The organism is Pseudomonas furukawaii (genome assembly GCF_002355475.1).
Classification (GTDB): Bacteria; Pseudomonadota; Gammaproteobacteria; order Pseudomonadales; family Pseudomonadaceae; genus Metapseudomonas; species Metapseudomonas furukawaii.
Genome location: NZ_AP014862.1, coordinates 4233969 through 4256928, shown reverse-complemented (window position 1 = coordinate 4256928; position 22960 = coordinate 4233969). Strand labels below are relative to the sequence as shown.

General features: G+C 66.9%; 25 protein-coding genes and 1 riboswitch. Of the genes, 22 read left to right on the top strand and 3 right to left on the bottom strand.

The window, feature by feature from the left end; genetic code table 11:
* The first annotated feature begins 36 nt into the window (after window positions 1-36).
* The 22 genes from ttcA to KF707C_RS19520 all read left to right on the top strand — a co-directional run bounded on the left by ttcA (window position 37) and on the right by KF707C_RS19520 (window position 19818).
* Window positions 37-861, top strand: a complete 825-nt coding sequence (gene ttcA / locus KF707C_RS19625; protein ID WP_003458318.1) for a tRNA 2-thiocytidine(32) synthetase TtcA — start codon at window positions 37-39, stop codon at window positions 859-861.
* A 30-nt stretch (window positions 862-891) separates the two neighbouring features.
* A complete protein-coding gene (locus KF707C_RS19620; RefSeq protein ID WP_003458316.1) occupies window positions 892-1563 on the top strand; it encodes a DNA-3-methyladenine glycosylase I in 672 nt (223 codons plus the stop codon).
* Between the two features lie 39 nt (window positions 1564-1602).
* Window positions 1603-2367: an NAD-dependent deacylase gene (locus KF707C_RS19615; protein WP_003458314.1), complete on the top strand. Its 765-nt coding sequence runs from the start codon at window positions 1603-1605 to the stop codon at window positions 2365-2367.
* A 69-nt stretch (window positions 2368-2436) separates the two neighbouring features.
* Entirely contained in the window at window positions 2437-3063 is a 627-nt protein-coding gene (locus KF707C_RS19610) for a C40 family peptidase (RefSeq protein WP_003458312.1), read from the top strand.
* A 139-nt stretch (window positions 3064-3202) separates the two neighbouring features.
* On the top strand, window positions 3203-3727 hold the full coding sequence (locus KF707C_RS19605) for a C40 family peptidase (protein ID WP_003458311.1): 525 nt from the start codon (window positions 3203-3205) through the stop codon (window positions 3725-3727).
* Between the two features lie 8 nt (window positions 3728-3735).
* Window positions 3736-4386: an O-methyltransferase gene (locus tag KF707C_RS19600; protein WP_003458310.1), complete on the top strand. Its 651-nt coding sequence runs from the start codon at window positions 3736-3738 to the stop codon at window positions 4384-4386.
* Between the two features lie 9 nt (window positions 4387-4395).
* On the top strand, window positions 4396-4716 hold the full coding sequence (locus KF707C_RS19595; protein ID WP_003458309.1) for a hypothetical protein: 321 nt from the start codon (window positions 4396-4398) through the stop codon (window positions 4714-4716).
* A gap of 38 nt (window positions 4717-4754) precedes the next feature.
* Window positions 4755-4969: riboswitch (cobalamin riboswitch) on the top strand.
* Between the two features lie 66 nt (window positions 4970-5035).
* On the top strand, window positions 5036-6907 hold the full coding sequence (btuB, locus tag KF707C_RS19590; RefSeq protein WP_167394938.1) for a TonB-dependent vitamin B12 receptor: 1872 nt from the start codon (window positions 5036-5038) through the stop codon (window positions 6905-6907).
* Window positions 6908-6918: 11 nt separating this feature from the next.
* Window positions 6919-7530, top strand: coding sequence for a cob(I)yrinic acid a,c-diamide adenosyltransferase (gene cobO, locus KF707C_RS19585; RefSeq protein WP_003458306.1), 612 nt, complete (start codon window positions 6919-6921; stop codon window positions 7528-7530).
* Complete coding sequence (locus KF707C_RS19580; protein WP_003458304.1) at window positions 7530-8819, top strand: cobyrinate a,c-diamide synthase; 1290 nt, start codon at window positions 7530-7532, stop codon at window positions 8817-8819. Before cobO ends, KF707C_RS19580 begins: the two co-directional genes overlap by 1 nt.
* Window positions 8816-9466, top strand: coding sequence for a 5,6-dimethylbenzimidazole synthase (bluB, locus tag KF707C_RS19575; protein WP_003458302.1), 651 nt, complete (start codon window positions 8816-8818; stop codon window positions 9464-9466). The genes KF707C_RS19580 and bluB overlap by 4 nt, the downstream gene beginning before the upstream one ends.
* Window positions 9463-10371 carry an adenosylcobinamide-phosphate synthase CbiB gene (gene cbiB, locus KF707C_RS19570; RefSeq protein WP_003458301.1) on the top strand — a complete coding sequence of 303 codons (909 nt, stop codon included), beginning with the start codon at window positions 9463-9465 and terminating at the stop codon, window positions 10369-10371. The genes bluB and cbiB overlap by 4 nt, the downstream gene beginning before the upstream one ends.
* Window positions 10364-11356: a threonine-phosphate decarboxylase CobD gene (gene cobD / locus KF707C_RS19565; protein WP_003458298.1), complete on the top strand. Its 993-nt coding sequence runs from the start codon at window positions 10364-10366 to the stop codon at window positions 11354-11356. Before cbiB ends, cobD begins: the two co-directional genes overlap by 8 nt.
* Complete coding sequence (locus KF707C_RS19560; RefSeq protein ID WP_003458289.1) at window positions 11353-12822, top strand: cobyric acid synthase; 1470 nt, start codon at window positions 11353-11355, stop codon at window positions 12820-12822. The genes cobD and KF707C_RS19560 overlap by 4 nt, the downstream gene beginning before the upstream one ends.
* Complete coding sequence (gene cobU / locus KF707C_RS19555) at window positions 12815-13336, top strand: bifunctional adenosylcobinamide kinase/adenosylcobinamide-phosphate guanylyltransferase (RefSeq protein ID WP_003458286.1); 522 nt, start codon at window positions 12815-12817, stop codon at window positions 13334-13336. Before KF707C_RS19560 ends, cobU begins: the two co-directional genes overlap by 8 nt.
* Entirely contained in the window at window positions 13333-14391 is a 1059-nt protein-coding gene (gene cobT / locus KF707C_RS19550; RefSeq protein ID WP_003458284.1) for a nicotinate-nucleotide--dimethylbenzimidazole phosphoribosyltransferase, read from the top strand. Before cobU ends, cobT begins: the two co-directional genes overlap by 4 nt.
* Window positions 14388-14954 (top strand): alpha-ribazole phosphatase family protein, encoded by a 567-nt coding sequence (gene cobC / locus KF707C_RS19545; protein ID WP_003458281.1) that lies wholly within the window; start codon window positions 14388-14390, stop codon window positions 14952-14954. The genes cobT and cobC overlap by 4 nt, the downstream gene beginning before the upstream one ends.
* Window positions 14951-15694, top strand: a complete 744-nt coding sequence (locus KF707C_RS19540) for an adenosylcobinamide-GDP ribazoletransferase (RefSeq protein ID WP_003458279.1) — start codon at window positions 14951-14953, stop codon at window positions 15692-15694. Before cobC ends, KF707C_RS19540 begins: the two co-directional genes overlap by 4 nt.
* Before the next feature lie 109 nt (window positions 15695-15803).
* The gene (locus KF707C_RS19535) at window positions 15804-16217 is read left to right on the top strand and encodes a MarR family winged helix-turn-helix transcriptional regulator (protein WP_036994778.1); all 414 of its coding nucleotides are present in this window, start codon (window positions 15804-15806) and stop codon (window positions 16215-16217) included.
* 45 nt (window positions 16218-16262) lie between these two features.
* Window positions 16263-17468: an MFS transporter gene (locus KF707C_RS19530; RefSeq protein ID WP_003458276.1), complete on the top strand. Its 1206-nt coding sequence runs from the start codon at window positions 16263-16265 to the stop codon at window positions 17466-17468.
* A 168-nt stretch (window positions 17469-17636) separates the two neighbouring features.
* On the top strand, window positions 17637-18191 hold the full coding sequence (locus KF707C_RS19525; protein ID WP_003458273.1) for a glutathione peroxidase: 555 nt from the start codon (window positions 17637-17639) through the stop codon (window positions 18189-18191).
* A gap of 343 nt (window positions 18192-18534) precedes the next feature.
* On the top strand, window positions 18535-19818 hold the full coding sequence (locus tag KF707C_RS19520) for a Wzz/FepE/Etk N-terminal domain-containing protein (RefSeq protein ID WP_003458269.1): 1284 nt from the start codon (window positions 18535-18537) through the stop codon (window positions 19816-19818).
* 81 nt (window positions 19819-19899) lie between these two features.
* On the opposite strand, the gene KF707C_RS19515 is transcribed toward KF707C_RS19520, so the two are convergent.
* The 3 genes from KF707C_RS19515 to KF707C_RS19505 all read right to left on the bottom strand — a co-directional run bounded on the left by KF707C_RS19515 (window position 19900) and on the right by KF707C_RS19505 (window position 22911).
* Window positions 19900-21153 carry an OmpP1/FadL family transporter gene (locus KF707C_RS19515; protein ID WP_003458266.1) on the bottom strand — a complete coding sequence of 418 codons (1254 nt, stop codon included), beginning with the start codon at window positions 21151-21153 and terminating at the stop codon, window positions 19900-19902.
* A gap of 186 nt (window positions 21154-21339) precedes the next feature.
* Window positions 21340-21819 (bottom strand): hypothetical protein, encoded by a 480-nt coding sequence (locus KF707C_RS19510; RefSeq protein ID WP_003458264.1) that lies wholly within the window; start codon window positions 21817-21819, stop codon window positions 21340-21342.
* 237 nt (window positions 21820-22056) lie between these two features.
* Window positions 22057-22911, bottom strand: coding sequence for a sulfurtransferase (locus KF707C_RS19505; RefSeq protein ID WP_003458261.1), 855 nt, complete (start codon window positions 22909-22911; stop codon window positions 22057-22059).
* Window positions 22912-22960 lie beyond the last annotated feature (49 nt).

Genomic DNA, 22960 nt, shown 5'->3' with positions numbered 1-22960 from the left:
GCCAGCTTTTGGCATTTCCCCGGACTTCAGAGCACCATGGGCACCCTTTCGGTCAACCAGAACAAACTGCAGAAACGCATTCGTCGCCAGGCCGGCGAAGCCATCGCCGACTTCAACATGATCGAGGACGGCGACAAGGTCATGGTCTGCCTGTCCGGCGGCAAGGACAGCTACACCATGCTGGACGTGCTGCTGTACCTGCAGAAGGTCGCGCCGATCAAGTTCGAGATCGTGGCCGTGAACATGGACCAGAAGCAGCCCGGTTTTCCCGAGCACGTGCTGCCGCAGTACCTGGAATCCATCGGCGTGCCGTACCACATCATCGAGAAGGACACCTACTCGGTGGTGAAGGAAAAGATCCCGGAGGGCAAGACCACCTGCTCGCTCTGCTCGCGCCTGCGTCGCGGCACTCTTTATACGTTCGCCGACGAGATCGGGGCGACCAAGATGGCCCTGGGTCATCACCGTGACGACATTCTCGAGACCTTCTTCCTCAATATGTTCTACGGCGGCACCCTCAAGGCCATGCCGCCCAAGCTGCGTGCCGATGACGGGCGCAATGTGGTGATCCGCCCGCTGGCCTACTGCAACGAGGCGGACATCGAGGCTTACGCCCGGCTCAAGGAGTTCCCGATCATCCCGTGCAACCTCTGCGGCTCCCAGGAGAACCTGCAGCGCCAGGTGGTGAAGGAGATGCTCAACGAGTGGGAGCGCAAGTCGCCGGGTCGCACCGAGATCATGTTCCGCGCTTTGCAGAACGTGGTGCCGTCGCAGCTGGCGGACCGCAACCTGTTCGACTTCGTCAACCTGCGCATCGACGAGACTGCGGCGCCGCGTACCCTCGATCTGGTGAACCTTTGAGTCGATCCGTTTCCGCCAAGGCCCCCCTCCATGCGTGATTACCGCTGGCTCCATGAGTACTGCCTGAATCGCTTCGGTTCGGTCGAGGCCCTTGAGGCGAGGCTGCCGCAGCCGCGCGGCGAGGCGGAACTGCGAGCGGTCACCGATGATCGCTACCTGTCGCTGATGGCGCTGCGGGTGTTCCGCGCGGGCCTCAAGCACAGCCTGGTGGACGCCAAGTGGCCGGCCTTCGAAGAAGTGTTCTTCGGCTTCGACCCGCAGAAGGTGGTGCTGATGAGCGCGGAGCACCTCGAGCGGTTGATGCAGGACACCCGCCTGATTCGCCACCTGGGCAAGCTCAAGAGCGTGCCGCGCAATGCCCAGTTCGTGCTGGACGCGGCGCGGGAGAAGGGCAGCTTCGGCGCGCTGGTCGCCGATTGGCCGGTGACCGACATCGTTGGCCTGTGGAAGTACCTGGCCAAGCATGGAAATCAGTTGGGTGGGCTGTCCGCGCCGCGTTTCCTGCGCATGGTGGGCAAGGACACCTTCATCCCCACCGATGACATGGTGGCCGCGCTCAAGGCGCAGGGTGTCATCGACAAGGCGCCCACCAGTCAGAAGGACCTGGCCCAGGTGCAGGCGGCCTTCAATCAGTGGCATGCCGAAAGCGGCCGGCCCTTGTGCCAGCTTTCGGTCATGCTGGCCCATACCGTCAATCACTGAGCCCTGTCGGTAGGCGCCGGCCAGGGAAGGAGGAGGGCGATGTCGGATGTACGCAGGGTCGCGGCCGCGCTGAAGGCCGCCAAGCGAATCCTGGTGATCACCGGGGCGGGACTTTCCGCCGATTCGGGGTTGCCCACCTATCGGGGACTGGGTGGCCTTTACAACGGCCGGACTGAGGAGGGGATGCCCATCGAGCGGGCGCTGTCAGGGCCCATGTTGCAGCGTGATCCGGCGCTCTGCTGGAAATACCTCGCACAACTCGGGCGCGCCTGCCTTTCGGCACGTCCCAACGCAGGGCATCGAGCCATCGCCCGCCTGCAGGCGCTGAAGCCCGAATGCTGGGTGCTGACCCAGAACATCGACGGCTACCACCGCCAGGCGGGGTCGCCACCGGAGCGCCTGATCGAGATCCATGGCGAGCTGGCGCCGCTGTTCTGCCAGTCATGCGGCGCGGAGAGTCAGGAGCTTTCCCGACATTTGGCAGGAGAATTGCCTCCCAGATGCGACAGTTGTGGTGGTATCCTCCGGCCTCCCGTGGTGCTGTTCGAGGAAATGCTCCCTGAGCAGGCCATCGACAGCCTCTACGCCGAGCTACGCAAGGGATTCGATGCGGTGATCTCGGTGGGAACCACGGCGAGCTTTCCCTACATCATCGAGCCTGTTTTTCGCACCCGCCAGGCTGGCGGTTTCACGGCGGAAATCAATCCTGCGCTCACCGACCTCAGTCCTGTGGTCGACGTCCACCTGAAAGGAAAGGCCTTAGATGTTCTGGAAGAGCTGCTGAGTCACATTACGGGCGATTAAATTTGCAAATGAGGTTGATAGAGGGCATAGTCGCGCCTTCTTCAAATTTCATTCGACACGGTCGTGCCCATGCTCAAGCGCTTCGCACCCCTCGTGCCTCTTACCTTCGCACTCTTTCTCGCCGCTTGCGCAGGCACTGTGCAGCAGCCGTCCCAGACCCAGGCTGCCGCCCCTGTCGCGGACGGCGCCCCGGACTCGATGATCGACGATCGCGAGCCGAGCGCCCTGGATCTGGCCAACCTCACCGACGACGAGCCCTATCAGATGCCGTCCCTGGCCGATGGTCTGCTGGAGCGCGGTTTCGAGCTGGTGGGCACGCCCTACCGCTTCGGTGGTCGTTCCCTGAAGACCGGCTTCGATTGCAGCGGCTTCGTCGGGTACCTGTTCAAGGAAGAGGCTGGCATCCAGTTGCCGCGTTCCACCCGCGAGATGATCAACCTGGACGCCCCGGTCATTGCCCGCAGCGAACTGCAGCCCGGCGATATCGTCTTCTTCAACAACCGCGGCCGCGGCCGTGTCAGTCACGCCGGCATCTATATCGGCGACGACCAGTTCATTCATTCCAGCAGCAGCCGCAGTGGCGGTGTTCGTGTCGACAGTCTCCACGACCGTTACTGGAAGGCCAGCTACATGGAAGCCAAGCGCGTCCTGGCGATGAATAGCGCCGCCCAGGGCCGCAGCCCGCTGCACCGTTGATCCTTGGCGCCAAACGAAAAGCCGAGGCCGTCGAATGACCGCCTCGGCTTTTTTCTGCCCAGTCGTGCAGCTTCCACTTGCAATATCACTGTGAGATCAGCACATTAGCGTGCATTCCTCAAGTCAGGACTGACTTGCCATGCTCGCACCGGATCGCCTTGCCATTCTCGCCCTGGCTGCGCTGCTCACCGCCTGCTCGAGCAAGGCGCCGCCAACGCCGCCCCCTGTCGTTCGCGCGCCGCCCGCCCAGTTTTCCCCCGTGGCGGAAGATGTCCTGTTTCGCGCCCTGGGGCTGGTGGGCACGCCCTATCGCTGGGGCGGCAATACACCTGACAGCGGCTTCGATTGCAGTGGCCTGATCGGTTACGTCTACCGCGACGTGGCTGGTATCCAGCTGCCGCGCTCCACCCGAGAGATGATCGCCATGGGCGCGCCGAACGTCGGGCTCAGCGCGCTGCAGAGTGGCGACCTGGTGTTCTTCGCCACCAACGGTGGTGGTCAGGTCAGCCATGCCGGCATCTATGTGGGCGAGGGACGTTTCGTCCATGCGCCGCGCACTGGCGGTACGGTTCGTCTGGACAGCCTGTCGAACAGCTACTGGCAACGCAGCTATCTCAGCGCCAAGCGCGTACTCTTCGATCCACGATTTGCCCAGACTCAGTGAGGTCCGTCATGACCAACCGCACGCTCAACCTCGACGACGCCCTGTATGGCTATCTCCTCGAGGTCTCGCTGCGGGAGTCGCCCCTGCTCGCGCGCCTTAGGGAAGAAACCCTCGCGCTGCCCATGGCGCGTTGGCAGGTGGCGCCCGAGCAGGGCCAGTTCCTGGCATTGCTGGTGAAGCTGATCGGCGCCCGTCGCATCCTCGAAGTGGGCACCTTCACCGGCTACAGCGCCCTCTGCATGGCCGCCGAACTGCCGGAGGACGGCCGGCTGCTGTGCTGCGACCTGCCGGGCGACTACAACGCCATCGCACGGCGCTACTGGGCGGAAGCCGGTGTGGCCGAGCGCATCGAGCTGCGCCTGGGACCGGCCCTGGACACCCTGGCGACCCTGGCAGACGGTGCCTTCGACCTGGCGTTCATCGACGCCGACAAGGCCAACTACCCCGTCTACCTGGAGGAAGCGTTGCGCCTGGTCCGGCCGGGTGGCCTGATCCTGTTCGATAACGTGCTCTGGAGCGGTCGGGTGCTGGAGGTCGAGCCTGAAAGCGAGGACACCCGCGCCATCCAGGCGCTGAATCGCGCGTTGCGGGACGACGCCCGCGTCGACCTGTCCCTGCTTCCCCTGGGCGATGGCCTGACCCTCTGCCGCAAGCGCTGAGCGAGGACCATGGCCGAGTCCATCCGCCTGCCACCCCAGCCGGACGTTTGCGAACTCTGCAGGCGCGCCGCCGCGCTGACCCGCCATCACCTGATCCCCAGGGCGCTCCACGACAAGCCTTACGTGCAGAAGCGCTTCGATCGCATCGAGCGCATCACCGCCACGCTCTGGGTGTGCCGCCCTTGCCACAACCAGATCCACAGGTTGTTCAGCGAGAAGGAGCTGGCGCTCACCTTCAACACCCGCGAAGCGCTCCTGGCCGACGAGCGACTGCGCACCTTCGTCGACTGGCTGGCCGGCAAGCCCGCTGGATTCACGCCGAGGCACTGATCGGCGGGTGCGATTGACGCTGTCCCGACGACCCTCTACCCTTCGCGCCTGCCTCAGGTGCCCCTTGACCTTGCGTCGAAGGGGTGAAACAGGGAAGCCGGTCCATCCCCCATGGGAGATTCCGGCGCTGCCCCCGCAACGGTAGGCGAGTCGACAGCCGCATTCGGCCACTGTGCACACGCATGGGAAGGCGCGGCAGGGGAGCCAGGCTCCACTCGCAAGCCCGGAGACCGGCCTGGTGCAACCAGCGCACGGCGGACCTTCCGCCCTGCAGACCCCACAGATGTCGCGCGGGTGGCGCGACGGAGAGCAGATCTTGATTCGCAAGCCTTTAATCAAGCCCGCGGCCTTTGCGCTGCTGGGCGGCACATCCCTTTCCAGCTTCCTGGCCGCCGCGCCCCTGACCCTGGACGAACAGGTGGTCACCGCCACCCGCAGCGAACGGCCGGTCAGGGCCAGCCTGGCCGCGACCACGGTGATCGATCGTGAGGAGATCGAGCGGAGCCAGGCCCGGTCGGTGCCCGAGCTGCTGCGCAGGGTGCCGGGGGTGACCCTGAGCAACAATGGCGGCCCGGGCAAGAACACCACCTTGTTCATGCGTGGCGCCGAGTCCGACCACGTCCTGGTGCTGATCGACGGGGTCAAGGTGGGGTCGGTCAGCGCCGGCCTGACAGCCTTCCAGGACCTTCCGGTGGAGCTGATCGAGCGCATCGAAGTGGTTCGTGGTCCGCGCTCCAGCCTCTATGGCTCGGAAGCCATCGGTGGCGTAATCCAGATCTTCACCCGCAAGGGCGGTGGCGATGGTCGTGCCAAACCCTGGTTCTCCGCCGGCTACGGTACTCACGACAGCTATGAAGGCAGCGCCGGCGTGGCCGGTGGCGACGACAAGGCCTGGTACAACCTGGGCGTCAGCAGCCAGGACACCGATGGCATCAACTCCCGTCGCCAGGGGAGCAATTACTACGAGCCGGACGCCGACGGCTATCGCAATCTGTCCGGCACCCTGCGGGCGGGACTCCGTTTCGACAACGGACTGGAGCTGGACGGCACCCTGATGCGTGCCAGGGCGCATAACGACTACGACGATATCGACCGCTTCGGCTTCTTCCATCCCCTGGGGGGGCACGATGCCAATGCCGACAACCGCCAGTCGGTCACGGGCGGCCGGGCGCGCTTCAGTCCGCTCGAGGCGTGGGACGTCACCCTGCAGGCCGGTCGCAGCGAGGACAGGTCCCGCAGCGAAGTGGATGGCCAGTTCGATGCTCGCTTCGACTCCAAGCGCGACAGTGCATCCTGGCTCAACGACGTCACCCTGGCCGAGGGGCATGTACTGACCCTCGGCTATGACTGGCAACGGGACCAGGTCAGCAGCTCCACCCCCTTCGACAAGGACTCGCGCAAGAATGAAGGCGGGTTCGTCCAGTATCTGGGCGAGCACGGTCGCCAGGACTGGCAGCTCAGTCTTCGTCGCGACGACAACGAGCAGTTCGGCACCCACGACACTGGCAACGCCGCTTGGGGATTGGCACTTAGCGAGGCGGTACGCTTCGGCCTGAGTTATGGCACGGCCTTCAAGGCGCCCAGTTTCAACGAGCTCTACTACCCGGGCTACGGCAACCCGAACCTGGATGCCGAGACCTCCGAAAGCATCGAGGCGTCGCTGTCCGGTCGGCATGAGTGGGGGCACTGGTCCGCCAACCTGTTCCGCAACGATATCGATGACCTGATTGCCTACGACTCCACCCTGGGCCCCTTCGGTGGCCCGAACAATATCGGCAAGGCCCGCATCGACGGCCTCGAGCTGGTCCTCGGCAGCCAATGGCTGGGCTGGGACTGGCGCGCCAATGCCACCTTCCTCGACACCGAGAACCGCGATGGCAGCGCCAACGCCGGCAATGAACTGCCGCGCCGCCCCCAGCAGGCCTTCAATCTCGATATCGATCGCCGCATCGGCCGCTTTGGCGTGGGCGCTACCCTTCATGCAGAGGGCCGCAGCTACGACGATCTGGCCAACCGCAACGAGGTGGCCGGCTACGCCACCCTCGACCTGCGCGGTGAGTACTGGCTGGACGATGAGTGGCGCCTGCAGGCCAGGGTGACCAACCTGTTGGACGCCGACTACGAGACCGCGCTGGACTACAACCAGCCCGGCCAGGCCGTGTATTTCACCGTCCGCTACCAAGCCCTCTGACAGGAGCGACCATGACCGAATCCGCCGAACGCGATGCCCGCCACAAGGCCCGCATGCAGCGCAAGAAAGCGCTGATCGACGAGAAGATCGCCCAGGCCCGGGACGAGTACGGCCTGCTGCTGGTGCACACCGGCAACGGCAAGGGCAAGAGCAGCTCCGCCTTCGGCATGGTGGCCCGGGCCCTTGGCCACGGCATGAAGGTGGGCGTGGTGCAGTTCATCAAGGGCGGCATGTCCACCGGGGAGGAGGCCTTCTTCCGGCGTTTTCCCGAGGAGGTCAGCTACCACGTGATGGGCGAGGGCTACACCTGGGACACCCAGGATCGCCAGCGCGATATCGAGAAGTCCCGTGCGGCCTGGGCGATCGCCCGTGAGCTGCTGGACGATCCCCGGGTGGGGCTGGTGGTGCTGGATGAGCTGAACATCGCGCTGAAGCACGGCTACCTGGAACTGGACGAGGTGCTGCGGGACATCCAGTCTCGCCCGGAGCACCAGCATGTCGTGGCCACCGGCCGGGGCGCGCCGGAGGGCCTGGTCGAGGCCGCCGACACCGTCACCGAGATGAGCCTGGTGAAGCACGCCTTCAAGGCCGGCGTGAAGGCCCAGAAGGGCGTGGAGTTCTGATGGAACGTTCCTGTCCCGCCCTGTTGATCGCCGCCCCGGCCTCGGGGCAGGGCAAGACCACCGTCACGGCAGCCCTGGCGCGTCTCCACGCCCGTCAAGGGCGCCGGGTGCGGGTCTTCAAGTGCGGTCCGGATTTCCTCGATCCGATGATCCTCGCCCGGGCTTCGGGCCATCCCGTGTACCAGCTGGACCTCTGGATGGTGGGCGAGGCCGAGAGCCGTCGCCTGCTCTGGGAGGCCGCCGGTGACGCCGACCTGATCCTGATCGAGGGGGTGATGGGGCTGTTCGACGGCTCGCCGTCGGCGGCCGACCTGGCCCGACGCTTCGGCGTTCCGGTGCTGGGCGTGATCAATGGCGCGGCCATGGCCCAGACCTTCGGCGCCCTGGCGGTGGGCCTGGCCACCTACCAGCCGGACCTGCCGTTCGCCGGGGTGCTGGGCAATCGTGTCGGCAGCCAGCGGCACAGCGACCTGATCCGCGACAGCCTGCCGGACTGGATCCGCTGGTATGGCGCCCTGCCACGCAGCAGCGAGGTGGAACTGCCCAGCCGGCACCTGGGACTGGTGCAGGCCGAGGAACTGGCGGACCTGGATGCCCGCCTGGATGCCGCCGCCGATGCGCTGGCCGCCAGCGCCGAGGTGGCCTTGCCGCCCGCGGTCCGCTTCGCCGCGCCGGAGGCGCCGGGAGAGCGGCCCGACCTGGCCGGCGTGCGCATCGGCGTTGCGCGGGATACCTCGTTCGCCTTCCTGTACCAGGCCAACCTGGACCTCCTCGAACAGCTGGGCGCCGAACTCAGGTTCTTCTCGCCGTTGGCCGACAACGCCTTGCCGGAGGTGGACAGTCTCTATCTGCCCGGCGGCTATCCGGAACTGCATCTGCCGCAACTGGCCGGGAATCGCGCCATGGCGGAGGCCATCCGCGCGCATCATCAGGCCGGCAAGCCGATCCTCGCGGAATGTGGCGGCATGCTCTACCTGCTGGAGGGGCTGACCGACGTGACGGGCGCAGCCGCCGATCTGCTCGGCCTGCTCCCCGGTCGAGCCACCCTGCAGAAGCGCCTGGCCGCCCTGGCCCTGCAGGAGGCGCGGCTGCCCGAGGGTTCGCTGCGGGGCCACACCTTCCACCATTCGCTGCTGGACTCCCCGCAGGTGCCCCTGGTCCGGGGCCTTTGCCCCAACGACAAACCCGTAGCCGAAGCGGTGTTCCGCTCCGGGCGCCTGACCGCCTCGTACATCCACTTCTACCTGCCGTCCAATCCCCGAGCCGCCGCGGAGCTGTTCAGACCATGAGCGACCACGCCTTCAGCCCCGATGAGCGAGCGGCGGTCTATCGCGCCATCGCCGAGCGTCGCGACATGCGTCATTTCAGCGGGGGCGAGGTCGCCCCCGAGCTGCTGGCGCGCCTGCTGGAGGCCGCCCATCAGGCGCCCAGCGTGGGGTTGATGCAGCCCTGGCGCTTCATTCGCATCACCCGTGCCGAGCTGCGCGAGGCGATCCACGGGTTGGTGGAGGCGGAGCGGGCGCGTACCGCCGAGGCCCTGGGGGAACGCTCGGATGCCTTCATGCGACTCAAGGTGGAAGGCGTCCGCGACTGTGCCGAACTGCTGGTCGCGGCCTTGATGGATGGGCGCGAAGCCCATGTGTTCGGCCGCCGGACCCTGCCGGAGATGGACCTGGCATCGCTTTCCTGCGCCATCCAGAACCTCTGGCTCGCGGCCCGCGCCGAGGGGCTGGGCCTGGGCTGGGTTTCGCTGTTCGACCCCGTTGCCCTGGCGAGCCTGCTGGGCATGCCCGAGGGCGGCAAGCCGGTCGCCGTGCTCTGCCTGGGACCGGTGACCGAGTTCTATCCGGCGCCCATGCTGGCCCTGGAAGGCTGGGCGCAGCCCCGGCCGCTGGCGGACCTGCTGTTCGAGAATCAATGGGAGGCGCGGCCATGAGCCTGGGCTTGCTCACGCTCGGCGCGGTGGCGCTGGATGCCCTGTTCGGCGAACCGAGGCGCTGGCATCCGCTGGTGGCCTTCGGCAATTTCGCCCACCGCCTGGAGCGGCGCTTCAACTCGGGCGGCAGGGGCTGGCGCAGCCATGGCGTCAGCGCCTGGGTGCTGGCGGTGCTGCCGCTGAGCCTGCTGGCCTGGCTGTTGTCACAGCTGCCCTACATCGGCTGGCTGGTGGGGGTGGTGGCGCTCTACGCCGCCATCGGGTTGCGCAGCCTGAACGAGCATGCCGAGCCGGTGGCCGATGCCCTGGAGGCTGGCGACCTGGACGAGGCCCGTCGTCGCGTGGGCTACATGGTCAGCCGGGAAACCCGCGAGCTGGACGAATCCGCCGTGGCCCGCGCCGCCACCGAGTCGGTGCTGGAGAACGGCAGCGACGCGGTCTTCGCCGCGCTGTTCTGGTTCGCCGTGGCGGGTGCGCCGGGCGTGGTGCTCTATCGCCTGTCCAACACCCTGGACGCCATGTGGGGCTACCGCAACGCGCGTTTCGAACGATTCGGCTGGGCCGCCGCGCGCATCGACGATGTCCTCAACTACCTGCCGGCGCGGCTGGTGGCCCTGACCTATGCGCTGCTCGGCCGGACCCGGCAGGCCCTGCGCTGCTGGCGGCGACAGGCGCCGCGCTGGGACAGTCCCAACGCCGGTCCGGTGATGGCGGCGGGCGCCGGCGCCCTGGGCGTGGCCCTGGGCGGGGCGGCGGTCTACCACGGCGAGCGCCATGAGCGGCCGCTGCTGGGGGAGGGGCCGGAAGCCAGTGCCCGGGACATCCGCCGGGCCATGGACCTGGTGCGCCAGGGCGTGGTGCTCTGGCTGGCCATCCTGATCCTGGGGGGCTGGCTCCTTGCTTGAACACGGCGGACGACTGAAGGCGGCGGCCCGGCGCTACGGGATCGCCGAAACGGACTGGCTCGACCTGTCCACCGGCATCGCACCCTACGGCTGGGCGCTGCCCGAGATCCCGGCGGCCGCCTGGACGCGCCTGCCCGAGCGGGACGATGGCCTGGAGGAAGCCGCTCGAGGCTACTACGGGGCCGCCTCGCTGCTGCCGGTGGCCGGTTCCCAGGCCGCCATCCAGGCCTTGCCCCGGCTGCGGGCGGCCAGCCGGGTCGGGGTCGTCGCCCCCTGCTATGCCGAACATGCCCATGCGTGGCAGCGCGAGGGCCACGAAGTGGTGGCGCTGCGCAGCGATGAAGTCGAGCAGGCGCTGGATCGCCTGGACGTCCTGCTGGTGGTCAACCCCAACAACCCCACGGGCGAGCGCCTGGCTCGGGAGCGGTTGCTGGCCTGGCATGGCCGGCTGGTGGCGCGGGGCGGATGGCTGCTGGTGGATGAGGCCTTCATGGACTGCACGCCAGAGCACAGCCTGTGCGGATCGACCCCAGCGCCGGGCCTGGTGGTGTTGCGCTCCTTCGGCAAGTTCTTCGGCCTTGCCGGCATCCGACTGGGCTTCGTGCTGGCGGAACCGGCGTTGCTGCAGCGGCTTGAGGAACAGCTCGGTCCCTGGGCGGTGAGCGGTCCCGCTCGCGCCCTGGCGCGCACGCTGCTGGCCGACGAGGCCGGGCAGGTTCGGCAGCGGCTGGCGCTGTCGCGTGACGGCGCCCGGCTCGAGCGGCTCCTGGGCGAGTGCGGACTGGCGCCCGCCGGCGGCACCGCGCTGTTCCAGCGACTGCTCCGGGAGGACGCCGCCCGACTCCATGACTACCTCGCCGCACGCGGCATCCTGACCCGTCTGTTCATGCAGCCGGCCAGTCTGCGCTTCGGCCTGCCGCCGGATGAATCCGGCTGGCGGCGCTTACGCGCGGCCCTTATCGACTACGCCAAGGATCACTCATGACCACCCTGATGGTGCAGGGCACCACGTCCGACGCCGGCAAGAGCACCCTGGTGACCGCGCTTTGCCGCTGGCTGCACCGCCAGGGCGTGGCGGTGGCGCCCTTCAAGCCACAGAACATGGCGCTGAACAGCGCCGTGACCGAGGACGGCGGCGAAATCGGCCGTGCCCAGGCGGTGCAGGCGCAGGCCTGCGGGCTGGCGCCCCACACCGACATGAACCCGGTGCTGCTCAAGCCCAACACCGACATCGGCGCCCAGGTGATCATCCACGGCCGCGCCGTGACCTCGATGAACGCGGCCGCCTACCACGACTACAAACGGGTGGCGATGGCCGCCGTGCTGGCGTCCCACCAGCGCCTGTCCGCCGAGTACCCGGTGGTGCTGGTGGAGGGCGCGGGCTCTCCGGCGGAGATCAACCTGCGGGCCAACGACATCGCCAACATGGGCTTCGCCGAGGCGGTGGACTGCCCGGTGATCCTGGTGGCGGATATCGACCGGGGCGGGGTCTTCGCCCATCTGGTGGGCACCCTGGCGCTGCTTTCGGAAAGCGAGCAGGCGCGGGTGAAGGGGTTCGTCATCAACCGTTTCCGGGGCGACATCGCCTTGCTCCAGCCCGGCCTGGACTGGCTGGAGGCGCGTACCGGCAAGCCGGTGCTGGGGGTGTTGCCCTATCTGACCGATTTCCACCTGGAAGCCGAGGACGCCATCGATACCCGGCAGGGCCACAAGGCCGGCGAACTGCTGCGGGTGGCGGTGCCGGTGCTGCCGCGCATCAGCAATCACACCGATTTCGATCCGCTGCGCCTGCATCCCCAGGTGGCCCTGACCTTCGTCGCCCCAGGCCAGCCGATTCCGCCGGCCGACCTGATCATCCTGCCGGGCTCCAAGAGCGTCCGGGCCGACCTCGCCCGGCTCCGCGAGCATGGCTGGGACCAGGCCCTGGCGCGACATCTGCGTTACGGCGGCAAGGTGCTCGGCATCTGCGGCGGTTATCAGATGCTCGGCCGCACCATCGCCGACCCCCACGGCCTGGAGGGCGCGGCCGGTACCAGTTCGGGGTTGGGGTTGCTGGCGGTGGACACCGTTCTGGAGCCCGAGAAACAGTTGCGCAACGTCAGCGGTCGCCTGTTTCTGGAGCGGGCCCCGGTTAATGGCTATGAGATTCACGCGGGCATCAGCACGGGGGCGGGGCTCGAGCGTGCCGCGGTGATCCTGGACGACGGCCGCGCCGACGGCGCCCTCAGTGCCGATGGCCAGGTCATGGGCACCTACCTCCACGGCCTGTTCGAATCCTCCGACGCCTGCACGGCGCTGCTGCGCTGGGCGGGCCTGGCGGAGGTCCGGGCGGTGGACTATCACGCCCTGCGCGAACGTGACATCGAGCGGCTGGCCGACCAGGTGGAGCAACACCTGGATACGGGGCTGCTCGCCCAACTCTGTGGCCTGCGGGAGAACGCCCATGCCTGAACTCATCCTCGGCGGCGCCCGTTCCGGCAAGAGCCGGCTGGCCGAGCGCCTGGCCGGCGAAAGCGGGCTCAGGGTCACCTATGTCGCCACCAGCCTGCCTCTGGACGGGGAGATGAGTGCGCGGGTCGCCCATCATCGCGCTCGCCGTCCGGCGCATTGGGGGCTGGTGGAGGAGCCGCTGGAACTTGCCCGGGTGCTGCGGGAAAGCGCCGCGCCCGATGCCTGCCTGCTGGTGGACTGCCTCACCCTCTGGCTGACCAACCTGCTGATGCTGGACGACCCCGCCCGTCTCGACGCCGAGCGTGAGGCCTTGCTGGCCTGCCTTGGCGAGTTGCCCGGCCGCCTGTTGCTGGTGAGCAATGAAACCGGCCTGGGCGTGGTGCCCCTGGGCGAACTGACCCGTCGCTATGTGGATGAAGCCGGCCGGCTGCACCAGGCCATCGCCGAGCGTTGCGAGCGGGTGGTGTTCACCGTTGCCGGCCTGCCCATGATCCTCAAGGGAGAAGCCTTATGAATGCGTTGAACTGGTGGCAGGCGCCGTGCCAACCGCTGGACCCCGTCGCCCGTGCCAAGGCCCGCGCCCGGCAGGACCTGCTGACCAAGCCCCGTGGGGCACTGGGCCAATTGGAGGAACTGGCGATCACCCTGGCGGCTCACCAGGGACGGGAGCGGCCGTCGCTGGAGCATCCCTGGTTTGCGGTCTTCGCCGGCGATCATGGCGTGGTGGCGGAGGGTGTCTCCGCCTATCCCCAGGCCGTGACGGGCGAGATGCTGCGCAACTTCGTCCGGGGCGGAGCGGCCATCAGCGTGCTGGCCCGTAGCCTGGGCGCCACCCTGGAGCTGGTGGACCTGGGGACCGCGATTCCCCTGGAGCCCCTGCCCGGCGTACTGCACCTGCAACTGGGGGCCGGAACGGCCAACTTCGCCCGCGAGCCGGCAATGACCGCGGCCCAGTGCCTGATCGCCCTGGAAGCGGGTCGGGCCAGCGTCGAGCGTGCCGTGGGAGCCGGTGCCGAGCTGTTCGTCGGTGGAGAGATGGGTATCGGCAATACCACCACGGCCAGCGCCCTGGCCTGCGCCTTGCTGGGCTTGCCGGCCGGCGCCCTGACCGGTCCCGGTACCGGTCTCGACGACCGGGGCGTGGCACGCAAGGTGGCGGTGATCGACCGTGCCCTGGCTTTGCACCGGGGCGCCTGCACCGGTCCGGAGGAAACCCTTCGGTGCCTGGGCGGTTTCGAAGTGGCGGCCCTGGCGGGCGCCTACCTGGCCTGCGGTCAGCTGGGACTGACGGCCCTGGTGGACGGCTTCATCTGCAGCGTCGCGGCCCTCTGTGCGGTGCGCCTGAACCCCGCGTGCCGGGAGTGGTTGCTGTTCGCCCATCGTTCCGCCGAGCCGGGCCACAAGGCGGTCCTGGAAGCGCTCGAAGCCGACCCGTTGCTGGACCTGGGGCTGCGTCTGGGCGAAGGCAGCGGCGCCGCGGCTGCGGTGCCGCTGCTGCGCTTGGCCTGCGAGCTGCACGGTGGCATGGCGACCTTCGCCGAGGCCGCGGTGTCGGATCGGCCGGCATGAAGCTGGATCTCCTGCGCCATGGCGAGACCGAGCGGGGCGGCGGTTTTCGCGGCAGCCTGGATGACGCCCTCACCGAGCGGGGCTGGGCGCAGATGGGCGCGGGCATCGAGGGCGCGGGGCCCTGGGATGCGCTGGTGAGCTCGCCGTTGCAACGCTGCGCCGGGTTCGCCCGTGACCTGCAGTGCCGGCTGGGCCTGCCGCTGTCCTTCGAGCCCGAGCTGCGGGAATTGCATTTCGGCCAGTGGGAGGGCCGCAGCGCCGCCGAACTCATGGAGGACCAGGCCGAAGGGCTGGGGCGCTTCTGGAACGATCCCTACAGTTTCACGCCGCCGGACGGCGAGTCTCTGCTGGACTTCGAGGCGCGGGTACTGGCGGCCAGCGAGCGCCTGCGGGTCCGATTTCTCGGGCAACGGGTGTTGCTGGTCACCCACGGCGGTGTGATTCGCATCCTGGTGGCCCGGGCGCGGCAAATGGCCCGGTCGCAACTGATGCAGGTGGAGGTGGCCCATGGCGCGTTGTTCCGGCTGGCCTCCGATGGGCAGGGTCTGCGGGAGCGGCCATGATTCCATTCCTCATCGCCCTGCAGTTCCTCACCCGATTGCCGGTGCGCCTGCCGGGCATGCCGGAGCCGACCGAGGTCGGGCGCTCGTTGATCTGGTACCCGGTGGTCGGGCTTCTGGTCGGGGCCCTGCTGATGGCGGGGGCCGTTCTCCTGGAGGGCAGCCCGCCTCTTCTCGCGGCCGCGCTGCTGCTCGCGGCCTGGGTCGGGCTCTCCGGTGGGCTGCACCTCGACGGCCTGGCCGATACGGCGGACGCCTGGGTCGGTGGCTACGGCGATTCTGAGCGCACCCTGGCAATCATGAAGGACCCTCGTAGCGGCCCTATCGCGGTGGTGGTGCTGGTGGTGGTCCTGCTGCTGAAGTTCGCCGCCTTGTCCGCGCTGCTCCAGGCGGGCGTTGCGTGGCCGTTGTTGCTGGCGCCCTGGCTGGCGCGGGGCCTGTTGCCATTGCTGTTCCTCACCACTCCCTACGTGCGGGCCGGTGGCCTGGGGCAGGGGCTGGCGCGTCACCTGCCGCGCCGCCAGTTGCCGCCATGGCTCGCGGCTCACGCTTTGGCCATGCTCCTGCTGGGTTGGGTGGCCTGGTTGGCGCTGGCGTCGGCCCTGCTGGTCCTTGCGCTGTGGCGCCGCGACCTGCTGCGCCGCCTGGGAGGCACCACCGGCGATACCGCGGGCGCGCTGGTGGAAATGGTCGAAGTCACGGCGCTGGTGGTGGTGACATTGGCGATCGGCGTGTCGCGATAGGGCTCGCGGTGCAAGGGCGGCGGCTGGTACCACCGGACCCGCGCCGATGATCGACTCGACCGGCTTCCTCGTTGACGACCCCATTGATGCGGGTATATACATGCATCCCATGCTTCCGACCCAATGCCTCTGCACCAAGCTGCGCCGTGCCAGTCGCAACGTGACGCGCTTCTATGACGACGCCCTTGCCGGCGTCGGACTGAACGTGGCCCAGTATTCCCTGCTCAAGCACGTGACGCGGCTCGACCAGCCCAGCATCACCAGCCTGGCGGATGCCATGGGCCTGGACCGCAGCACCCTTGGGCGTAACCTCAAGCTGCTCGAGTCCAAGGGATGGGTGACGTTGGAGGAGGGCGAGGACTCGCGCAATCGCCTGGTGTCGCTGACGCCTGCCGGTCGTGAGGTCCTGGATCGAGCATTGCGGGACTGGGAGGTCGCCCAGGCGCGGATGTCGGAGCGCCTTGGGCCGGAGAATCGGGCGGCGCTGATGGCGTTGCTGGATGACCTGGAGTACCTGGACTGATTTTTTTCGGATTAAAGCGGGTAGCTACCCGCAAAGGATTTCTCTATGACTTCGGTGTGGCGCACGAGTGGCTGGATCCTGCTGGGGGCTTCGCTGATCCTGGCGTTGTCCCTGGGAATCCGCCACGGCTTCGGCTTGTTCCTGGCTCCCATGAGCGGTGAGTTCGGCTGGGGGCGGGAGGTGTTCGCCTTCGCCATCGCCCTGCAGAACCTCATCTGGGGACTGACCCAGCCTTTCACCGGTGCTCTGGCGGACCGCTTCGGCGCCACCCGCGCGGTCGTCGTAGGGGGCGTGCTCTATGCCGTCGGCCTGGTGCTGATGGGGTATTCGGATTCGGCGCTGTCGCTGTCCATCAGTGCGGGGCTGCTCATTGGCATCGGCCTGTCGGGGACATCCTTCTCGGTGATCCTCGGCGTGGTGGGGCGCGCCGTGCCGGTCGATAAACGCAGCATGGCCATGGGCATCGCGGCGGCTGCAGGCTCGTTCGGCCAGTTCGCCATGCTGCCCGGCACCCTGGGCCTGATCGGCTGGCTAGGGTGGTCGTCGGCATTGCTGGCCTTGGGGCTGCTGGTGGCGCTGATCCTGCCGCTGGCGGGCATGTTGAAGGACAATCCCGCCCCGCCCCAGGCCCATGAGCAGACCCTGGGCGACGCCTTGCGGGAGGCGGCGGGACATTCCGGGTTCTGGCTGCTGGCGCTGGGCTTTTTCGTCTGCGGCTTCCAGGTGGTGTTCATCGGCGTGCACCTGCCCGCCTATCTGGTGGACCAGCACCTGCCGGCCAGCGTTGGGACCACGGTGCTGGCGCTGGTGGGCCTGTTCAATGTCTTCGGCACCTATATCGCCGGTTGGCTGGGCGGCCGGCACGCCAAGCCCAGGCTGTTGACCGCGCTCTACCTGCTGCGGGGGATAGTGATCCTGGCCTTCGTCTATTCACCGCTGTCCATCTGGAGCGCCTACGCCTTCGGCATGGCCATGGGGCTGCTGTGGCTGTCCACCGTGCCCCTGACCAACGGTACCGTGGCGACCCTGTTCGGGGTGCGCAACCTGTCCATGCTCGGTGGTATCGTTTTCCTGTTCCACCAGTTGGGCGCCTTCCTCGGCGGCTGGCTGGGCGGTTATCTCTATGACCACACGGGCAGCTACGAACTGGTATGGCAGATCTCCATCTTTCTCAGCCTGCTGGCGGCAGTGCTCAACTGGCCGGTGCGCGAACAGCCGGTGGCGCGCCTGCAGCCGGTCGGCGCCGCATGACTACGCACCTGGCCTGGTGGGGCGTGGCCCTGTCGGCCGGCGCACTGATGGCGCTGGCCTGGTGGGGATGGCAGCAGGGCGGCCTGGCGCTGATGCAGTTGGGCATCCATTGCTAGGCGGGCGATCCGGCGTTAGCGTAGGCCCATCGATTTTGCGCCGGAGTCCGCCATGAAAGTCCTGCCCGTCCTTTCCCTGACGCTCCTTGCCCTATTCGGCGGCCAGGCCCTGGCCGCCGAGTGTCCTGCACTGTTGCAGCATGAATTGCCGAAGCTTCGCTCCAAGGAAACCCTGGACCTGTGCCAGCAGTTCGGTGGCAAGCCGTTGCTGATCGTCAACACGGCCAGTCACTGCGGCTTCACCCCCCAGTTCAAGGGCCTGGAAGCCTTGTACAAACGCTACAAGGATCAGGGATTCGAGGTGCTCGGCGTGCCGTCCGACGACTTCAAGCAGGAAGCCGCCAGCGCCGAGGAAACGGCCAAGGTCTGCTTCGTGAACTACGGTGTGACCTTCGCCATGACCCAGCCGCAGCACGTCACCGGCGATCAGGCGACGCCGCTTTACAGGGAACTGATCGCGCAATCCGGGCAGTCGCCGCGCTGGAATTTCTACAAGTACGTGGTGGATCGCCAGGGCAAGGTGATCGCCCATTTCTCCAGTCTGACCAAGCCGGATGATCCGGACCTGATCGAGGCGGTGGAGCGGGCATTGGAAAGCAAGCCCTGAATCCCGATCTACCTCGAAGATATTTCTTTCTTATCTGTCAGATTCGTCTGTGCTAAGGTTCATGCGCCCCAGTGCCCCGAGCAAGGAATCGCGCATGGTCATTTCGGAGCTGATCCATTTCCCGCCGTTTTGCCGACCCCGGCAATGCCCTTTGCCGTCCTGAGCCCGACTTCGCGCGCGTGCAGTGCGAAGCGGTCGTTCGTCGGCGGAAAGCAGTTTCGCCTTGTTCCTGCCCGTCGGATTTCTATGATGGCGTGCATTCTGGGCGATGCATCTTTTGATCCGGAAAGTTCCCTTGAGCGGGTAGCCGCTCTGGTCGTTGTGTCCCATGGAAAATATGAGAATGAATGGTCCTGTAGTCCGTCCCCAGCAATTCAGTGACGAAGTCGATCTGGTCGCGTTGTTCAAGGACCTGTGGAAGCAGAAGTTGCTGGTTCTTGCCATCACGGGCCTGGCCACGGCTCTGGCTGCCGTCTACGCCTTCACGGCTACGCCCTATTACAAGGTTGAGAGCGTGCTCAGGACGGCATCCCTGAAGGATCTGGACGAATTGAATGGTTCGGGCCTCTACTCGCTGACGCCGAAGCAGGCGCTGCGCAATGTCGGCGACGCCCTGGAGTCCTACAGCCTGCGCATGAAGTACTTTCACGAGAACCCCGAGTTGTTCAAGTCGCTGCAGGAGGATGGCGAGTCGCTGGATCGAGCGCTGGAGCGCCTCAATCGTGAAGGGCTCGCGATGCTGCGTCCCGATCCCAAGAAAGGCGCCGATGCAGCTCCGTTCCAGGGCATCAGCCTGACCTACCCTGAGGGGCTGGATGGGGTGGCTATCGTCAACGGCCTTATCCTGGCGGCGATCGATCAGGAGCGGCAGCGGGTTCAGGACGATTTCGACGTGTTCGTCAGTAACCGCCTGACGCAACTGCAAAGCCAGATTGCCACCGAGCGCGCGCGCTACGAGGCGGACAAGGAGTCGCGTATCGCGTCGTTGTCGGAGGCTGATCAGTTGAAGAAGAGTCGACTGCAGGACGAACTGCGGGCGCTGCGTCAACAATTGCAGGTTCGTCGCCAGAACCGGATCAAGCAGTTGGATGAGGCGATCCAGATCGCCGAGAACCTTGGCATCGCCAAGCCGACCACACCTTCCGCCCTGGGTGACAGCGCGCGCGAAGTGCAGGGCAGTGTGATTCGTACCGAAGTCAACAACCAGCAGATTCCCCTTTACTTCATGGGTAGCGAGACACTGAAGGCCGAGCGCTCGGCCCTGCAGTCCCGTCGTTCGGATGATTTCACCGAGCCGCGCATCGCCGAGATCCAGAAAGAACTCAATCTGCTGGCGAACAACCGGCAGATCGAGATTCTGAAGCAGCGGGACAACGAGGACCTGTTCTTCAAGAACCTGGTGAAGCTGCGCGGCGAGCAGGCCCGGCTCGAAAACCTGAAAGTCGATTTCTCTCGTCTGCAACTGGTGCGTGTGGATCAGCCGGCAACCGCGCCGCAGAAGCCCGAGAAGCCCCGCAAGGCCCTGATTCTGGCGCTGGGGTTGGTCGGGGGGCTGATGCTGGGCGGTTTCGTCGCCCTGGTCCGGGTCATGGTCCTGCGGCAACGCGTTGGTGCGACCGCTGTGTGACGCTACCGTCTTTCACGCAGGGATAACGAAAAGCCAGTCAGCATGCTGACTGGCTTTTTCTTTTCCTGCCGCGCCGCTGACTCAGAAGCGATAGGTCACCTGGGCTCCCAGGCCGTGGGCGCTGTTCTGGAAGGTGGCCTGGTAGCGCTGCTTGGAGGCGCTGAACTGGTCGATCCTGGCGTCTTCTTCCTTCAGGTAGGAGTAGGCGACGTCGATGGTCACTTGGTCGCTGGGGCTCCAGGCGGCGCCCAGGCTGAAGATCTTGCGGTCGTCGGTGGGGATGCGCGGTGAACGGTGCTCGTTGCGAGCCGGGGACTGGTCGTAGGCCAGGCCGGCGCGGAGGGTCCACTGACGGTTCAGCTTGTAGGCGGCGCCGACGGCGTAGGACCAGGTGTCGCGCCAGTCCTGTTCTTCGACGATGTTGCCGAGGGCTGCTGGCAGGGTGCCCTTGTTCTCGACGCGGATCTCTTCCAGTCGGCTCCAGCGGGTCCAGGTGCTCCCGGCGTACAGCGTCCAGTCGTCGTTCAGTTCGTGAGTGACTGAGAAGTCCACGGACTCGGGAGTTTCCAGGTCGAGGGATGCGTCGTACCTGCCGGCCAGAGGGCCGAAGCCGGAGCCGCTGAGGCGGGTGTCGCCACGCAGTGTGTAGTCCACCTTCGAGTGGTAGGTGAGGCCCAGGCGAGTGCGGGCGTCCACTTCGAACAGCAGCCCGGCATTGAATCCCAGCGCGGTATCGTCACCCTTGACCTTCACCTGGCCGTCGTTGCGGCCCGGCGTAGCCGGGTTGAGCACGGACGAGGTCAGCTCGCCGTCGATCCGGTTGATGGTGGGGCCGAAGCCGACAGCAAGCCGATCGTTGATCCGGTAGCTGATGGTGGGCTGGACGGTGATCACCCGGACTTCGCTGCGGTCGCCCCAGTAACGGCCGGCAAAGCCGCTTTCGTAGTCGGTGATCAGGCCGAAGGGGGCGTAGAGGCCGAGGCCGAATGCCCATTGGTCGTCGATCGGTTTCACGTAGTAGCCCATGGGAACGGCTACCGTGGGCACCATGTCGCCCTCGTTGCTGCCGCCGAAGGTGCCACGGCCGTCCTTGATGTCGGTCTCGGCGAGGATCGCCGCAGCGCCGACGCTGACCTGCTCGCGCTTGAGTCGCGCCATGCCGGCGGGGTTGCCGAACACAGTGGTGGCGTCGTCGGCGGACGAGGAGCGGCCGGCGAAGGCAGTACCCATGCCGCTGACGCTCTGCTCGTTGAGGGCGAAGCCGGCGGCCAGGCTGTAGGTGGAGGCGGTGCTGATGGTGAGCGCGAGGGCAGTCTTGAAGACTCTGCTGGTCACGGTGGACTCCTGAACGGTGCTGCAAAGGGGCGGCACGCTATCAGGATTACGACCCTCTTTCTAGCAACGGGTATGTCAGGAAAATCCGGTAAGATTGTCGAACAATCCTTGAGTTTGTGGTTATTTGAGCTGATCGTGCTGGATGTAAGCGGTGGTTGTTCCTGACTGTTCGGTCAGCGAGCCTGGTCAGGCAACCCGGCAAAGACCCCCTACGTGGCGCTGCCAGGCGTCGATGAAGTCCCGCGGGCTCCCTTCGGGCTGGAACACCTCTCGCCAGATCATGGCCATGCCGAACAGGTCGTCGGCGGGCGGCATGACCAGGATGCTGGATTCCACCAGCATCCAGGCGATGGCCGTGGCGTAGCGCAGGTTCACCGTCAACTCCAGATGCGGGGCGCCGAGGAAGGCGTGCTGGCTGGCGAGGCCGCGTACCAGGCTGGCCAGTTCGGGATCCCGGGCCAGATGCTGGTCCCAGAGCGCCTGGTGGCGCTCATCGCTGATGCGGTACAGCCCTCGGCCCTGGTCGCCGTCCAGTGCGGCACCGAGGGCGGACTGGCAGGCGGCGGCACCGAGCAACAGGGTTTCAGCCGTGGAGGAGGGGCGTTGCAGGTAGAGCAGCGTCGGTCGGATGACGTGCTGGCGCAGATCGCTGGCGGCAATTCCCATGGGGCCCTCGCGAAGGGTTCCGGCGGGGCCGGGGCGCTTGGCAGCTTCTCATCGTTTTAGTAGAGCCCCGCCGGGAGCGGGGTTAGCCGCTCGATTTGAAGTCTAGTGCGAGTTTTCCGCTGTAAAGGCCTGTTTTTAAACTGTTTCGGGTTTTCGGTTATTGCCTATATAGCGGCGCGTGATTAAAGCGTGGCCCGCCAGCGGAGGCGTGCCGCGCTTCAGGGGGGGACAGCGGCGTCACTCGCCGGTGGCCACCGGGCGGGCGGCGTCGGTGATCCATTCGCTCCAGGAGCCGGCGTAGAGCCGCGCCAGGGGGTAGCCGGCCAGGCACAGGGCGAAGAGGTTATGGCAGGCGGTGACCCCGGAGCCGCAGTAGGTGACCAGTTCGTCGTGCGGACGTTCTCCGATCAGTCGCGCAAAGCGCTGTCGCAGTTCGGCCGGCGGCAGGAAGCGTCCGTCGGCCCCCAGGTTGTCGGTGAAGGCGGCGCAGGTGGCGCCGGGAATATGGCCGGCCACGGGATCGATGGGTTCGACCTCACCCTTGAAGCGGGGCAAGGCGCGGGCATCCAGCAGGGTCAGGTGCGGGTCGCCCAGGCGTTGTCCTAGAGCGTTTGCATCCACGAGGAGGCGGGCATCGGGCTCGCCCCGGAAGCCGCCCTTCGCTGGCGACGGAGTTGCCGTATCCAGTGCCAGGCCCGCGCCTTTCCAGGCTTTCAGGCCACCGTCCAGCAGGAATACGCCATCGCGTTTGCCCAGCCAGGCCAGTAGCCACCAGGCGCGCGCGGCGAAGGCGCCTGGGCCATCGTCGTAGAGGACGACCTGGCTGTCGTTCTCCAATCCCCAGGTTCGCAGGCGGTCGAGCAGCCGGTCGGCGTCCGGCAAGGGGTGGCGGCCGGTCACGCCCCGAAGCACCGGGCCGGACAGGTCGCGCTCCAGGTCGGCGAAGCGGGCGCCGGGAATGTGGCCTTCGGCATAGCTGCGCTCGCCGTACGCCGGGTCTTCCAGGGCGAAGCGGCAGTCGAGGATGACCAGGCCGGGTGAACCCAGGCGGTCGTTGAGTTCGGCGGAGGTGATGAGTTGCGCGAGCGACATCGTGGATTCCTTGTCGTGGCCGTGGAGATGCTACGCATCATAAGGAGGC

Coding starts and splice junctions, on each gene's coding strand:
- ttcA (WP_003458318.1), top strand. CDS start 37: ATGGGCACCCTTTCGGTCAACCAGAACAAACTGCAGAAACGCATTCGT.
- KF707C_RS19620 (WP_003458316.1), top strand. CDS start 892: ATGCGTGATTACCGCTGGCTCCATGAGTACTGCCTGAATCGCTTCGGT.
- KF707C_RS19615 (WP_003458314.1), top strand. CDS start 1,603: ATGTCGGATGTACGCAGGGTCGCGGCCGCGCTGAAGGCCGCCAAGCGA.
- KF707C_RS19610 (WP_003458312.1), top strand. CDS start 2,437: ATGCTCAAGCGCTTCGCACCCCTCGTGCCTCTTACCTTCGCACTCTTT.
- KF707C_RS19605 (WP_003458311.1), top strand. CDS start 3,203: ATGCTCGCACCGGATCGCCTTGCCATTCTCGCCCTGGCTGCGCTGCTC.
- KF707C_RS19600 (WP_003458310.1), top strand. CDS start 3,736: ATGACCAACCGCACGCTCAACCTCGACGACGCCCTGTATGGCTATCTC.
- KF707C_RS19595 (WP_003458309.1), top strand. CDS start 4,396: ATGGCCGAGTCCATCCGCCTGCCACCCCAGCCGGACGTTTGCGAACTC.
- cobO (WP_003458306.1), top strand. CDS start 6,919: ATGACCGAATCCGCCGAACGCGATGCCCGCCACAAGGCCCGCATGCAG.
- KF707C_RS19580 (WP_003458304.1), top strand. CDS start 7,530: ATGGAACGTTCCTGTCCCGCCCTGTTGATCGCCGCCCCGGCCTCGGGG.
- bluB (WP_003458302.1), top strand. CDS start 8,816: ATGAGCGACCACGCCTTCAGCCCCGATGAGCGAGCGGCGGTCTATCGC.
- cbiB (WP_003458301.1), top strand. CDS start 9,463: ATGAGCCTGGGCTTGCTCACGCTCGGCGCGGTGGCGCTGGATGCCCTG.
- KF707C_RS19560 (WP_003458289.1), top strand. CDS start 11,353: ATGACCACCCTGATGGTGCAGGGCACCACGTCCGACGCCGGCAAGAGC.
- cobU (WP_003458286.1), top strand. CDS start 12,815: ATGCCTGAACTCATCCTCGGCGGCGCCCGTTCCGGCAAGAGCCGGCTG.
- cobT (WP_003458284.1), top strand. CDS start 13,333: ATGAATGCGTTGAACTGGTGGCAGGCGCCGTGCCAACCGCTGGACCCC.
- cobC (WP_003458281.1), top strand. CDS start 14,388: ATGAAGCTGGATCTCCTGCGCCATGGCGAGACCGAGCGGGGCGGCGGT.
- KF707C_RS19540 (WP_003458279.1), top strand. CDS start 14,951: ATGATTCCATTCCTCATCGCCCTGCAGTTCCTCACCCGATTGCCGGTG.
- KF707C_RS19535 (WP_036994778.1), top strand. CDS start 15,804: ATGCTTCCGACCCAATGCCTCTGCACCAAGCTGCGCCGTGCCAGTCGC.
- KF707C_RS19530 (WP_003458276.1), top strand. CDS start 16,263: ATGACTTCGGTGTGGCGCACGAGTGGCTGGATCCTGCTGGGGGCTTCG.
- KF707C_RS19525 (WP_003458273.1), top strand. CDS start 17,637: ATGAAAGTCCTGCCCGTCCTTTCCCTGACGCTCCTTGCCCTATTCGGC.
- KF707C_RS19520 (WP_003458269.1), top strand. CDS start 18,535: ATGAATGGTCCTGTAGTCCGTCCCCAGCAATTCAGTGACGAAGTCGAT.
- KF707C_RS19510 (WP_003458264.1), bottom strand. CDS start 21,819: ATGGGAATTGCCGCCAGCGATCTGCGCCAGCACGTCATCCGACCGACG.
- KF707C_RS19505 (WP_003458261.1), bottom strand. CDS start 22,911: ATGTCGCTCGCGCAACTCATCACCTCCGCCGAACTCAACGACCGCCTG.